Raw genomic sequence first — 12603 nt, 5'->3', positions numbered from 1 at the left:
ACCGCCTAACGGCGGGAATAGCGGAGGCGTTCCCCCTCCGTTCCTCCCCCTTGCTGCTTACGCAGCGATAGGCTGTTCTAAGAAAACGGACGCACCGACGTTCCAGTCCGCACCGCCCGCAGAAACGTTCAAATCCAAGCAATCCGCACCGCAGTTCTCGCCATTGTGACAGCTACCGCCGACAAGGGCGACCGCAGTTATTCCGGCGTTCCACCAAAAATAGTCACATGTGTATGTGCTACTGCTGCCACCTATTGAATTGACAATGCGTCCGAATCTGCTTGATTTTGTTCCTTTCTGATAACCGCTGCCGGATGATGCAAATGTGATTCCGACCTTTTCAAAGTCCTTTCCTGTCAGATTGTACGGAGGTGTCATCTTTGCAAGGATTTCACCGCCTACCATCAACAGACCGTTGATTCTATCCCAACGGTTGCCCCACCATTTTTCAATGTAGAACACTTTGACCTCATGTGTTGTGTCGTTATATCCGAAAAACTGTCCTTTGTCCTTGAGTGTTCCGGTTGCAAGATGCCCGTAATTCTGTGATGCATCGTTCACATATCCGGATGTCTGACCCTGTCCGAATGCAGTCTGTGAATTGTCTGTCTTTGACATAATCTTGAGGATGCAATTCAACAGGTTTCGTTTGCTCCATGAGCCGATATTCCATCCCGCACCGTTTGCCTTTGCTCTTGCAATCTCTGTCGATGCGTTTGTGTTATACATGAGTGCCTGTCCTGCAAGTGAGCGGATGCGTGTTCCATCATATGAACCGCCGAACATCGGGAAATAGAGTTTGTCTGCATGTGAGCCGTCCTCTCTGACATATGCGTCATCGTTGTATGATTCATCGTACTGGACGTTTGAAATAATCATGTACTCATAATTTCCGACCTCAAACTGCGAGAGCCAAATCTTGCCCTTGTCACCGCTGCCATCGAATACGCTCATTGCATTTCCTCCGTATGCCGTGTTTGAGACATCGGATGCCGTTTTTCCATCTGCTTTCTTTGTGTGGTCGTTCGGGTCGAGTTTATAATCTTCTGTACCGTCATATTTGACCATTGCCGGATAATTGTTCTTTACAAAAAAGACGTTTCCCCAGTCTCCAAAATCGAACCGTCCGGCAGAATAATTCATTGCAGCGGGTGTCATTCCCACCGCATCGAAAAGATATGTGCATCGTGTCGCCGGATTGCTGTCATTTTTGTTGATTTTCATTCCGTAACGCTTTACACCCTTTATTCTTACATCTTCCCCGACTGCTGCCAGTATAGCGTTTGTATTTGCATATGTGCGGTCGAGTGTGTCTTTGTCTGCTACTTTTACAATTAAGTCTCCGCTTGCCATTTTTTACGCCTCCCTTATCGTCAAAATTCCATCCTCAACCGTGAGGACACATGATTTCTTTGTGACGGTGTCAACCATAGTGTTGAGACCGTTCACAATGCCTTGACACGCTTTTGCTGCTGCACTTGCTGTCGACGCTGCATTGTTTGCCGTTGCTGCTGCACCGTTTGCACTGTTCGTCGCCTCTGTCATGTTCTTGCTGAAATTGTTCACGGTGTTCATATATCCCTGTGTCAATGTCAGTATTTCCTCATAACGGGCATTGTTGACGATAATCGGCAGGTCAAAGAATTTCTTTTTACCATCTCCCTGTCTGATTTGATAATGACCGGATGTGTCAATCTCAACTCCGATTTCTCTTTCCTTGAGAATCAGAGTGTCCTCAACCGCTTTCCAGTCTGCCGTTGTTCCGGTGCATGGTCTGATTGCTGCCATTGTTCAACCTCCTTTGCTCCGTGATTATGGAATATATCACACAATCACTCCTTTGTGTTCGTTTCGCCGTCTGTTTCCAGTATCATGGAATTATACTGCTAATTGTCGGGAGGTCGGCGTTCCTCCGTCAAAATCAACGCCCTCATTCGCATTTCTGACCTGTGGCGTTGCTCCGTCAATGAAAATCGGTGTCACTGTTCGCAGATACGGTGTTTCGCCGTCACAATCAAGATACATGCTCGAATATAAAGCCTCGGCACGGTTGAAATAGTCCTGCACACTCTCAAGGATTTTCTCTGCGGATGCAAGCAGGGAATTTTGAATCGTGTCGTCAATATCCTTTTTATCCTGCTCGACCTGTTTCTTTGCCTCTGTGACTGCCGTCTGCATCTGTGAGACTTCCTGTCGAATCTGCGTCGCCGTGTTCAATGTCGCCTCAAGTTGCTCTTGATTCTGTAATGCATCCTCTGCACGCTCTGTGACCTCTTTGCAGGCTGTTGTCGCCTTTTTGGATGCATCTGTTGCCTCATTCGTATTCTTGACCGCCTGTGAGGTGTCCTGCTGCCTCTGCTGCTCCTGTTGGATGCGGGTGTTCTCATTTTCCTGTCGCTTATTTTCTGCCGTCACCCTTGCCTGTTCTGCTTTCACTCTCGCATTCTCTGCGACCACTCTTGCGGATTCCGCTTTCTTGACTGCTGCATCCGTGTCATCAATATTCTTGATGTGTCCTGCAATCCGGTTCTCAAGGTCTGTGAACTCATTCGCTGACAAGATAGCATTTTCATTCCTCTGTGACGGTTCAATCTCCATTGTGAATGATGCGGATGTGATAACCTGTGAATCATCGCTTGTCCGGATTTCAATGTCGCAATACGCCGTTCCGGAGGCTGCAAGTGCTTGATTCGTCAATTCGACTGTCACATCCGAACCGGAATATGAACATGTGTTATACACATGCTTTCCGTCCGGCTTTGTGATGTTGATGACCGCTCTCGCACCCGTCGGGATTGTGTACGGTTCACCGTTGTTGAGCAGTCTTGCGACAATGAATCGTGTTGCCTTGTCTCCCTGCTTTGCAGATACTAAATATCTTTTAGTGTCTCCGGACATTTCAAGATTGATGTTCGTTGTCAGTTTCGTCAATGCTGCCATGCTCTCACCTCCTCTCGGTGTTTACTTCTTATTCCTCCGGATTCTCCGGTTCATCCTGCTCCGGATGCTCCTCGTCCGGTTCTGTTTTCAGAACTCTCTTTGCTGCTTTCTTTGCCTTTTCAAGTTCCTCGTTTTTTTCTGCCATCATTGTATTTGTTGAGTTTATGAGTTCAATCTTTGCCTCACTCCTTACCTCTGCCAGTACGGAGGACAAAACTCCGTCCATGATGCAGGGAGGCAACGCATGTCTTTTCTGTATCGTCTCCATGGCGTTGAGGATTTCTCCCTTTGCACATTCAATTCTTACTGCAATCGGTGTATTCATGATTATTCCTCCTTTGCTGCCTGTGTCGCTGTTTGTGCTGCAAGCAGCATGTCAAGTTTCTTGTCAATACTCTGCAAGAGTTCTGTGTTTGTCTCCTCTGCTGATTCCCTCGTCACAACCTCTGCTGTTTCGTTTGGTCTTGATGTGCTTTCCGCATCATCCGGAAACTTGAACTCCGGCTCTGCTGCCTGTTTGATTTCCTCTGTTTGAATATTTTCGTCATTCATCTGCATTGTTTTTCCTCCTGTTTTATCCGTTACTCCACGCACCCGAAATCAAAATCCCATTCTTGAATGTCAATGTTGCTGTTGACCATTTTGACAATGTTCCATCGCTGTTCACTGCTAAAGGTTGCTTGAATGTCAATGTTCCATTGATTGCCCCATCTTCAAAACTCACTTTTCTCAATTTATAATAGTGCATGTTAATGTCTGCCCCTGCATGTAGCATATTTGCCTCATAATTGTTGCACTGTTGTGTGCAGTACGCCCATTTCATCATGTATGAACTGCCGTTTGCACTTTCCTTGTTCGCCCATGACATATATGCTGTGTCATATTCTATATCAAACACAAGTCCTCTCTGACTGTCATTCCCTATCATGGTGTTTGTTCCGATTTTTCCGACATATTTTCCGTCACGATAGAAATGTTCACCGTTGTAATCGAATCGTGTTCTTTTTGTGTTGTCTGTGATAGTTCCTGTGTACATCGTGATTCCTGTCGAATCAAACTGCATGTACGAACTGCCTTTGTTGAATGCAATTCGGACATTGTATGCGTTCTGTGTGATTAGTGTTCCGAAATCATCCTCATTCACCTTTTTGTTGACCTCGGAGGTGATAGCATCTGTCTTGAGTTTTATTGCAGCATTCATTTCTTTTGTTGTTGCATAACTCTCAAGCGTTTCAGATACGCTCAATTCGATTGCATCGACAGCAATATCAATGAGTGATTGTGTTTCCTTTGTTGTGGAATAATCTCCCATTGCTGCCTTTGTTTGATACGTCTGTGACACATTGAGTTCAATTTCACCTTTTGAAACATCAATCAATGCATCCGTTTCCGTCTTGTCGTAATAGCTTTCAAGCGTGTGCATAACGCCCAACTCAACCGCCTCTTTTGAGGCTGTGATTTTGGTTTCAATGTCCTCTGTGGTCGAATAATTCTCAAGGACTTTTTTCGTCGTCCTGTTGGAGATGGAGACCGCCTCCTCTGTGGCTGCTGCCGTCTCCTCTTTCTGAATCTCTGCGAATGTCTTTCTCGCATTGGAAATCTCAACCGTGTTCTTTTCCGGTGATTCCGGATATTCTGTGATTTTGACAATCCTCTGCTTTTCCCTCGTCCTCGTTTTCTTTGACACAAGCGTGACTGTATCTCCGATTCCGTATGAGAGAATGTCTTTGTATTCCTCTGATGCTTTCGCAAGGTCAACCACCTCTGCGGTGTATGCCTTGTATGGTCTTGACATTTCCTCAATCTTTGCTGTCGCATCCTCAATCAGACTTGTGGTATTGGTATATCTTTCGTCTTTCCAAACATACGCCTTGATTTTGGAACTATACTGAAAATTGTCGATGTAATCTTTTCCGGTCAGCCACTCCGGTGTGATGCCGTCCTTGCCTATCGGATAGATTCTTGTGTAAAAATCGTATGTGTCCGATTTCAATGATATTTTCCGGAGGTTCAACCCCTCCATGAAATAGCATCCTTTGTCGCTGCCTATCCGGTCATATATGTCGATTGTCTTTGTCAGTGAATGGATGATGCACTCGCAGCGGTATGTTGTGAGGCACTTTTGCAGGACATCCCATGCCGTGACGCTCTCCTGCTCGTCAATAGTTCTTTTCTTTTTTACCGTGCATGTTCCGACATGCCATCCCGTACCCTCGAACGCAAACTCAAGACACGCTTTGATTGTTTGTTCATTCGATTCAAAGCCATACGGGAACGGCGTTCCCTCCAATTCCTCTACATTGAGGACGGCTGTGTATTTGTTGAACTGTTCACCCTTTTCGACTGCTTTGATAACAAATTCGTCCGTTTTGGTGCGTATATAGTATTCTTCTTTTAGCAAGTCGACCAACGCTCCCGCTGCCGGATAACTGAACGACAACTCTTTGTCTCCGGAATCCAGTGTCGTGGTGATTTCCCTGTCCTTGAATCCGGACAATGTTCCGATTCTTTTCTTTTTGTCATTAAAAATCTGCAATGTTCTCACCTCCTAAATCCACATAGGCGTGTATCTGATAGTCACTCTCGCCTTTGTGTTGGAGAATGTGAGTGCTGTTTCTCCGGTCTTTAATACCGGAAACGTCCACATGTTCACCTTGTCGAATGCATTTGCCCCGTCGATTGTCACAAGTCCGTTCTTTGTATCTATCACAACCGTCTTTCCTGCTGCCAAACTCTCAATGATGATGTCGTCCTCTCCCAGTCCGGCGATTGTGTAATTCGTCAAGGCACTCTTTGCATATACCTCCACAACGCACGGAGCGTCTCTTGTACCCACTTTATAGAACGATGCAGAGGTTTTCCCGTCAAATGTGATTGAGAGGTCGTCATCGACAAAAAAACCGTCAAATTCGAGGTTTACAATGTACCTCTGTTTTACATTCTTTTTTTCATAGTCATTCGTTGTGATGAATCCGATGTATGTTCCTTTGTAGCCGTCGAGTTCCATCTTGCAAGCCTTTGTGAAATTGCTCATGAACTCCGATGCAGCACGGATGATGTTGTTCCTGTCCTTGCCTTTGAAATATATTGACAGTTTCAAATGACCCATCTGAACCTCTGTCTCAAATTCCGTCGGCAGTGCTGCACCCGTCAACCATTCATATGAATTAGAAAAAGAGGGAGGCTGCACATCGGCTGTCAACTGCTTTGCATCGTATTTTTTGATGTCTATTCCGTTTATTTTCATCGCCCTGTTTTACCTCCCTTTTCGTTTATTTGTTACCATTTCCGCATCTACCTTTGACACGGTTCTGCTTGCGATTTCGTCGCCGTCAATGTATGTGTGATTTGTCACATACACAACTTGTGATTTCTGAACTGCATCAAGTTTCTTGTCAAGGATGCTGTTCAATTTGTTGTAAAATTCCGCAAGAGGCAATATCGCCTCGTCTCCTGCCTCTCCTCCTACCATGAGGCTGTTTCCGTTGATTCCGAACACGGTCGGATTTGTCATAATACCGCCGGATTTATACCACTGAATCGAGAATGACGGGAGTGAACCTTTTCCTCCAATTCCGAACGGTGCTTTTCCTCCGCTCACGCTAATATGGGGCAGGTTTAAGTGTGGCAATGACCACTTGAAATTGAATGCCGATTTGATTCTCGACAATGCACCTGTCACCACTCCGTGTGCGGATTCCATTTTTGAGGAAAATGACGACTTGATATTCTCCATCGCAGATGATGCGGTCGATTTCGCACTCGCTAATTTGCTTGAGAATGCCGATTTGATGCTGTCAAGTTTCCCGCCCGTCAGAGTGTTCGCCGTGCTCATGAGAGAGTTCATTGTGTCCTTTACGCCCGTGAATGTAGCAGACACGATTCCCTTGATTCCCCCGCCCTTTTCACTGTATGCGGATTTCATGTTGTTTAGTTTCGTTGACACATTGGACTTTGCTGTCTCCATGAGTGAGGTTGCCTTGTCCTTTATGTTTGTGAAATCTGTTGACCATTTTGTCTTGATTTCCGAAACTTTTGACGAGAATCCGGATTTGATTTCCGTCAATTTATTCGATGCATTGTTTTTCCACTCGGTCATTTTGTTCGTGACCGTGGTTTTCATATTTTCCCAACCCGCCGAAACATTTGACTTGATGTCTGAAACCTTTGTCGAGAAATTTGACTTGATTTCGTTCAGTTTGTTCGATGCATTGGTTTTCCATTCCGTCATTTTTGTTGTGACGGTTGTTTTCATATTCTCCCAACCCTCGGAAACCTTTGTCTTGATTTCCGATGTCTTTTCAGAGAATTTCGATTTGATTTCAGAGAGTTTTCCTCCGGATAAATTATCAACGAATGTGAATCCTGCTGAATAATATCCTTTGATTCCCTCCCATCCGGCAGCAACAACGCCCTTGATACCGCCTCCGTTTTCTTCATAGGCGGTTTTCATGTTCCCCAGTTTTTCCTTTGCTGTTTCGGTCGCTGCCGACATGACATTGTGAACCGTGTCCTTTACGCCGTTGAATACTTTCGATGCAGCTTGTCCTATTGTGCTGTTTTTTATGTTGTCACCGATTTCCTTGACCTTATTCGTGACCGCCTCTTTCGCTTTCGTGAATGCTCCCGTGATGGTCTCTTTGATTTTGTCGAATTTCTCTTTGATATTGCCCCACAATTCGGATAATTTCTCTTTGACCTTATCCCAGTTTTTATATAGGGCGACACCTGCTGCAATCAGTCCGGCAATCAATGTCACAATCAGAATGATAGGACATAGATTCATGACCGCATTCAATGCCGTCTGTGCTACCGTCATTCCTCCGGTCGTCGCTGTGGCTGCTGTTGTAGCTGCCGTGTGTGCTGCCGTGGCTGCTGTTCCTGCCGTATCTGCTGCCGTTCCTGCTGCCGTGGCTGCTGTTTTAGCCGTAATCTTTGCAATGATTTTCGCAGCACCGGAAACAAATTTCTGTCCGGTCGTTACCGTGTCGGAGATTCCCTTTGCCACTTTCCCGAATCCGATTGACAACGGACCGATAGCAGCAACCACAAGACCGACTTTGAGGACTGTTTCTTGTTGTGCCGGAGAGAGCGACGTAAACCATTTTGTCAACTCTTGAATCTTTCCGGTCAATTTTTCAATCATAGGTGCTGCGGATGTCTGTGCTGTGGATGCCAGTGTCGACAACGCCAGTTTTGCGTTGTTCATTGCAACCTTTGCATTGTCAATCGGGTCGAGTGTTCCGTTGTAGGTGTCCTCGACTGTTGAACCGTATTCCTCCATTGATGACGAAAGACTGGTGAGGTCAATTCTGTTCTCACGAATTGCCTTTGTCATTTCCGCAGCACCTTTTTTCCCGAACAATTCCGTTGCAATCTGCATCGCCTCGGTCTCTGTCTTTGCGTTCTTGATGCTGCCGATAGTATCTGACAACGCCTCGTCCATTGATTTTCCCTCTGATGTGGCGTTCTGTAATGCTTTTTTCAGACCCGCCATTGCTTGAGTTGAATCAACACCGTTTGCGTCGAATTGAGCCATTAAATTGATTGCTTGAGGCAACGACAATCCCATTTCTTTGAATTGTGCGTTATTGTCGAGGACATATCCCTCTAATGTATCAACAGAGATTCCTGTTTCCTGTGCCTTTGCCGTGAGCAATCCTAACAGGTTTCCTGTCTGTGATGCATCGACGTTCCATGCTTTCATGATTTTGTCAACTTGGTCAACTGACTGTGTGACGTTTGTTCCGTTGATTGATGCAAACTGTACGAACTGCTTTGAGGTCTTTTCAAGTTCCGTTCCTGTTGTGTGGAATCTTGTGTTGACTTCTCCGATTGCCTCGCCTACCGTTGACATATCCTCCGGCATTGTTCCGAAAACATTATCCGCAGACTTTGTCAACCCCTCAAGTGCCTTTCCGGTTGCTCCGGTCTTTGTTACTATGGTGTCATAACCCTCGTCGAGTTCCGTGAATGCTTTGATTGATGCTGCACCAATGCCCGCAATTCCGGCAGAGACAACCGACATTTTCTTTCCGAAACTCTCCATCTTTGTTCCTGCCGTATCGCAAGCAGTCGCAAATTTTTCAAGTTTATTGTCTTTTAATTGCTCATTAACATTTTTCAGTTCTGCCTCCATATTCATGAGGGCAGTCTTTGACTTTTCTGTCTTTACTGTCTGATTTGCAAGAGCCGTCTCTGTTTTCCCGATTGCCGTTTCATTTGCCTTGTACTCCTGTTCGAGTTTGTCTAATTCCTCTTTTAAAGCTTTTGACTGCTCGGAGTTCTTCCCCGTCTCCTCTGTCGACTTTGCATAGGCTTCTTTCGCAGCGTCAATCTTTCCCTTGAGTTCCTCCTGCTTTGTTTTCTGTTCTGACAGTTTCTTTGTCAACTTTTCCTGTTGCTCACTATTTAACTGCACAATGCCTTTCTGCACCGTGATTTTTTGAGTGAGCGATTCGGCTTTTGCCTTGAGGCTGTCTGTTTCCGAACCGAACAACTTTGCTTTCGTTGCTGCCGTCGTATATTCCGCAGACAGGACTTTCATCTGCGATGCTGCTGATTTCATTTGCGATTGATAACTGCTCGAATCTGCCGATATTTTGACGCTTGTATAAGCCATTCGGTCGCCTCCTCTCTTACTGATTTTCGTTGATTGTATCTAATTCAAATTTTAGGTAGTCCAACAACGTGACAATGTTCTCTTTCATGCATTGACTGTATGAGTTTTTCAATAGCCGAATCGCAATTTTAACAACACGGTCAACAATTTCCCCGCAGACTTTCCATTGATTTTCCTCCGGTTGTTCATCCTCGTCCTCATATCCATTTTCACGGTCATAGTCATCGAATGCGGATGCCTCTTTTTCCACCTGTTCAACCTCGACAATGTTCAACATCTTCTCTGCAACAATGTTCTGCATGATGAAATGAACCGTCTTGATTGCCGTCAGAAATTCAACTGCATCAATCTCCCCGACTGCTGCAAGCGACAATTCATTCCCGAACATCTCCTGCATTATCTTTTTGTTGAAAAACATCACTCCGGAGAATCTCTCCGTGTCATTCTTTTCCATGAGACTGATGTATTTTTTATATTGTTCTACCGTTACGGAATTGATGAAAAGTCTCTCACCTCTGCAAGTGACCTCGATTTCCGGTATCACTTGCCACTCTGAAAATTTTTCTCGATGTTCTCCATTCTCTTGGTGAGTTCGTCTGCAATTCCCATGTCGATGAACTGGAACTCAAGAATCAAACCTGCTGCATCAAGTCCAGTCTCCGGATTCTTTAATTCCTCAACGGTGAACTGGTCTCCGTATGCTTTGCAGATAAAAAGACCCATCGCCTCAATGTCCTGCTTTGAATACCTCTGTTTTGCGTCGATAACCTCTGCAAGTTCGAGATATTCCGTGTATGTGTCGATTGACATTTTCGGCATTGTAAACTCTTTGTTGTTGACTATAATTTTTCTTTTCATGATTTATCCTCCTGTTATATGTCCTCTTATTAGCCTAAACCGCCGTTTTTCTCCTGCACTTTGCTGAACCATGCCTTGATTGCCTCTGCTGCCTTTGTATCTTCTGTTACAAGGTTTGATTCATCAACAGAAATCTCATATGCATTGTCAAGACTTCTCTCATAGAATGAGCCCTTGACGCTCTTTGTTGTCGGAGACAGTTTTCCCTCTTTTGTGCTTGCCTCCTCGCTGATTCCCTCTGCAAACTTTCCGGCATACAACCACTTGAAATCATACTTTCCGTTGAGTTTTCTTTCTCTCCATCCGACAGCGACCTCCGGTGCTTTGTCGTCTGCCGTCTTTACGAGGAAACCATTCTCATACAACTGACCGAAAAGAATCTGTCTGTCCTGTGGTGCAAGGGCGTTGACCTCAAGTTCGATTTCAGTTCCCTCGTATGAATTGATGACCTCCTCTGTTCCGTCGTCAGAGTAGATTTTCTCCGAACTCCATTTTTCATCAACTTTCGCCTTGATTGCTCTTGCCAGTTTTACGGGTTTACCTGCTACATACCCCGTTGCATCATTCTGTGTGAGTTTTGCGATGTAAAAATCTCTACAACCGCATGTTCTACTTCTGACAATCTTCTGTTCTGTCTCGCTAACCTGTGTTACTGTTTCGCTCATGTCTATTCCTCCATTTCATAAAACTTTGAAAACCTTTGTGCTTTCATATAGATTCCGTCCTCCGGCTTGGAATCGTCTCCGTTCCTGCCCTCAAACGAAAAATCATTTTCTTTCATGATTGACTTGATTTCTCTTGCCAGTTCAACCTCGTCACTTTCTGAAAATATAGTGACCTGCACTGACAGCGTCACTCCCTCTGCATCGTCGTCCGAAAAATTCTCGTCATTTTCTCCCAAATCCCACAATGTCACATGTCTGTCATGGATGTCTTTGTCATACCATCCTTGCATCACAGTGATTCCTCTGTCTGATATAGGTTTCAATGCGTCGGATGCATCTTTGATGATGTCCGGACTGCTGCTCATGCTCTCACCTCATTTCAATGTGTTGTCTAAATAGGATTGATATTCCTGTTCTGCGATTTTTTGCAGTTCCGCATCTGCCTCACGCCCTGTTGCGTAAATAAATTCTTGAGGCGGTTGATAGATAGTTCCCCAGTTTATGAATTTCACATAAAAGTGTTCGCTATTGTCCGACTTTTCCCATCCGACATCTGCTGTTGCTCCTGTGTCTTTCATTTTGACTGCTCCCATCGGTATGCTGTCCGCTGCATGTGATGTCACGGATGACTTTGAACCGAAGCCTCTACCGGATAATTTGATGTCTGCCGATTTCGGAATCTTACCGGACATGATGTTTTTCACGACTGGTTCGCTTTGCTTGACAATCTTTTGATTGACCTCTTTTATGTCCTCGTCGCTTGCTGCGTCCTCAAATGCTTTCATAAGTTCTTTCAAACCTTGAAATTCCATCTCAATTTTCACTGCATCACCTCCGGTGTCAGATTATGACACTATGCTCCCGCTCTGCATTTCAACTGATATTTCCTGTCGTCTGTGAACATCGGACACGCATCATATATCTTGAACTCAATGCCTTTATACACTGCATAGAACTCTTTCAGATTCAATCTGATTTCCTCCATCTTGTCGCAGGCTCTCGTTTCAAACACAATCGTGTTCTCAAGACCTATCTGCAAGGCATTGTATTTCTCGTTTGTTCCCAAACTCTTGACATCGCACCAACATGAGAAAAATTCCTGTTTCTCTTGCTGCCGTCTGCCATCAACAACGCTTGTTGTCTTACGAATTATCTTGATTCTCCCCGTCATTCTGCTGCACCTCCGTATATTTCTTTCAGTAACATGGAGGAAACGGCAGCGGATAGCGTTTTTGTGTCGCTCCGGTACTTGTCACGGTTGTCGTACAGTTCTTTCACGGACATAAATGCAAGCAGTTTTTGACGGCTTGTGAGGTTGTTCCGGTCGAAATTCGGAATCAGTTCCGTCATTTCATCCAGTGTCGTGTCAAGCATCAATTCAAGGATTTCAATGTCGTCATCATAGTCGATGTGACAATATATCTTGCATGTAGCAATCAGACCGCCTCTGTACTTCTCTTTTTCTTCATCCGTCATGTTCTCACCTGCTTTCAATTAGCAGGACGGATTCACCGCCCT

15 protein-coding genes are annotated in these 12603 nt (G+C 45.0%); all 15 read right to left on the bottom strand.

The window, feature by feature from the left end:
* Nucleotides 1-57: 57 nt before the first annotated feature.
* The 15 genes from DWY63_RS00335 to DWY63_RS00265 all read right to left on the bottom strand — a co-directional run bounded on the left by DWY63_RS00335 (nucleotide 58) and on the right by DWY63_RS00265 (nucleotide 12561).
* The gene (locus DWY63_RS00335) at nucleotides 58-1353 is read right to left on the bottom strand and encodes a hypothetical protein (RefSeq protein ID WP_117800716.1); all 1296 of its coding nucleotides are present in this window, start codon (nucleotides 1351-1353) and stop codon (nucleotides 58-60) included.
* Nucleotides 1354-1356: 3 nt separating this feature from the next.
* Nucleotides 1357-1788: an alanine-zipper protein gene (locus DWY63_RS00330; RefSeq protein WP_101874787.1), complete on the bottom strand. Its 432-nt coding sequence runs from the start codon at nucleotides 1786-1788 to the stop codon at nucleotides 1357-1359.
* 90 nt (nucleotides 1789-1878) lie between these two features.
* Complete coding sequence (locus DWY63_RS00325) at nucleotides 1879-2940, bottom strand: BppU family phage baseplate upper protein (protein WP_117800714.1); 1062 nt, start codon at nucleotides 2938-2940, stop codon at nucleotides 1879-1881.
* A 28-nt stretch (nucleotides 2941-2968) separates the two neighbouring features.
* Nucleotides 2969-3265: a hypothetical protein gene (locus tag DWY63_RS00320; RefSeq protein WP_117800712.1), complete on the bottom strand. Its 297-nt coding sequence runs from the start codon at nucleotides 3263-3265 to the stop codon at nucleotides 2969-2971.
* A gap of 2 nt (nucleotides 3266-3267) precedes the next feature.
* Nucleotides 3268-3498 (bottom strand): hypothetical protein, encoded by a 231-nt coding sequence (locus tag DWY63_RS00315; protein WP_117800709.1) that lies wholly within the window; start codon nucleotides 3496-3498, stop codon nucleotides 3268-3270.
* Nucleotides 3499-3514: 16 nt separating this feature from the next.
* On the bottom strand, nucleotides 3515-5476 hold the full coding sequence (locus tag DWY63_RS00310) for a phage tail protein (protein WP_158568298.1): 1962 nt from the start codon (nucleotides 5474-5476) through the stop codon (nucleotides 3515-3517).
* A gap of 12 nt (nucleotides 5477-5488) precedes the next feature.
* Nucleotides 5489-6187 (bottom strand): phage distal tail protein, encoded by a 699-nt coding sequence (locus tag DWY63_RS00305; protein ID WP_117800705.1) that lies wholly within the window; start codon nucleotides 6185-6187, stop codon nucleotides 5489-5491.
* Nucleotides 6188-6196: 9 nt separating this feature from the next.
* A complete protein-coding gene (locus DWY63_RS00300; RefSeq protein WP_243001814.1) occupies nucleotides 6197-9562 on the bottom strand; it encodes a phage tail tape measure protein in 3366 nt (1121 codons plus the stop codon).
* A 16-nt stretch (nucleotides 9563-9578) separates the two neighbouring features.
* Nucleotides 9579-9980, bottom strand: coding sequence for a hypothetical protein (locus DWY63_RS00295; RefSeq protein WP_242854930.1), 402 nt, complete (start codon nucleotides 9978-9980; stop codon nucleotides 9579-9581).
* Nucleotides 9981-10102: 122 nt separating this feature from the next.
* The gene (gpG, locus tag DWY63_RS00290; RefSeq protein WP_117800701.1) at nucleotides 10103-10420 is read right to left on the bottom strand and encodes a phage tail assembly chaperone G; all 318 of its coding nucleotides are present in this window, start codon (nucleotides 10418-10420) and stop codon (nucleotides 10103-10105) included.
* Nucleotides 10421-10449: 29 nt separating this feature from the next.
* Nucleotides 10450-11085, bottom strand: a complete 636-nt coding sequence (locus tag DWY63_RS00285; RefSeq protein ID WP_117800699.1) for a major tail protein — start codon at nucleotides 11083-11085, stop codon at nucleotides 10450-10452.
* 2 nt (nucleotides 11086-11087) lie between these two features.
* Nucleotides 11088-11450 carry a hypothetical protein gene (locus DWY63_RS00280; protein ID WP_117800697.1) on the bottom strand — a complete coding sequence of 121 codons (363 nt, stop codon included), beginning with the start codon at nucleotides 11448-11450 and terminating at the stop codon, nucleotides 11088-11090.
* A gap of 9 nt (nucleotides 11451-11459) precedes the next feature.
* Nucleotides 11460-11909, bottom strand: a complete 450-nt coding sequence (locus DWY63_RS00275; RefSeq protein ID WP_117800695.1) for an HK97-gp10 family putative phage morphogenesis protein — start codon at nucleotides 11907-11909, stop codon at nucleotides 11460-11462.
* A gap of 29 nt (nucleotides 11910-11938) precedes the next feature.
* Nucleotides 11939-12256, bottom strand: coding sequence for a phage head closure protein (locus DWY63_RS00270; RefSeq protein WP_117800693.1), 318 nt, complete (start codon nucleotides 12254-12256; stop codon nucleotides 11939-11941).
* Nucleotides 12253-12561, bottom strand: a complete 309-nt coding sequence (locus DWY63_RS00265; protein WP_055287252.1) for a head-tail connector protein — start codon at nucleotides 12559-12561, stop codon at nucleotides 12253-12255. Before DWY63_RS00265 ends, DWY63_RS00270 begins: the two co-directional genes overlap by 4 nt.
* Nucleotides 12562-12603: the final 42 nt, after the last annotated feature.

The organism is Blautia sp. AF26-2, from assembly GCF_003460955.1.
GTDB lineage: Bacteria > Bacillota > Clostridia > Lachnospirales > Lachnospiraceae > Fusicatenibacter > Fusicatenibacter saccharivorans.
The sequence above is the reverse complement of the archived record's forward strand: the minus strand, read 5'-3'. Positions and strand labels throughout refer to the sequence as shown.

Coding starts and splice junctions, on each gene's coding strand:
- DWY63_RS00295 (WP_242854930.1), bottom strand. CDS start 9,980: ATGTTTTTCAACAAAAAGATAATGCAGGAGATGTTCGGGAATGAATTG.
- DWY63_RS00305 (WP_117800705.1), bottom strand. CDS start 6,187: ATGAAAATAAACGGAATAGACATCAAAAAATACGATGCAAAGCAGTTG.
- DWY63_RS00280 (WP_117800697.1), bottom strand. CDS start 11,450: ATGAGCAGCAGTCCGGACATCATCAAAGATGCATCCGACGCATTGAAA.
- DWY63_RS00325 (WP_117800714.1), bottom strand. CDS start 2,940: ATGGCAGCATTGACGAAACTGACAACGAACATCAATCTTGAAATGTCC.
- DWY63_RS00315 (WP_117800709.1), bottom strand. CDS start 3,498: ATGCAGATGAATGACGAAAATATTCAAACAGAGGAAATCAAACAGGCA.
- gpG (WP_117800701.1), bottom strand. CDS start 10,420: ATGAAAAGAAAAATTATAGTCAACAACAAAGAGTTTACAATGCCGAAA.
- DWY63_RS00330 (WP_101874787.1), bottom strand. CDS start 1,788: ATGGCAGCAATCAGACCATGCACCGGAACAACGGCAGACTGGAAAGCG.
- DWY63_RS00270 (WP_117800693.1), bottom strand. CDS start 12,256: ATGACGGGGAGAATCAAGATAATTCGTAAGACAACAAGCGTTGTTGAT.
- DWY63_RS00265 (WP_055287252.1), bottom strand. CDS start 12,561: ATGACGGATGAAGAAAAAGAGAAGTACAGAGGCGGTCTGATTGCTACA.
- DWY63_RS00285 (WP_117800699.1), bottom strand. CDS start 11,085: ATGAGCGAAACAGTAACACAGGTTAGCGAGACAGAACAGAAGATTGTC.
- DWY63_RS00320 (WP_117800712.1), bottom strand. CDS start 3,265: ATGAATACACCGATTGCAGTAAGAATTGAATGTGCAAAGGGAGAAATC.
- DWY63_RS00300 (WP_243001814.1), bottom strand. CDS start 9,562: ATGGCTTATACAAGCGTCAAAATATCGGCAGATTCGAGCAGTTATCAA.
- DWY63_RS00335 (WP_117800716.1), bottom strand. CDS start 1,353: ATGGCAAGCGGAGACTTAATTGTAAAAGTAGCAGACAAAGACACACTC.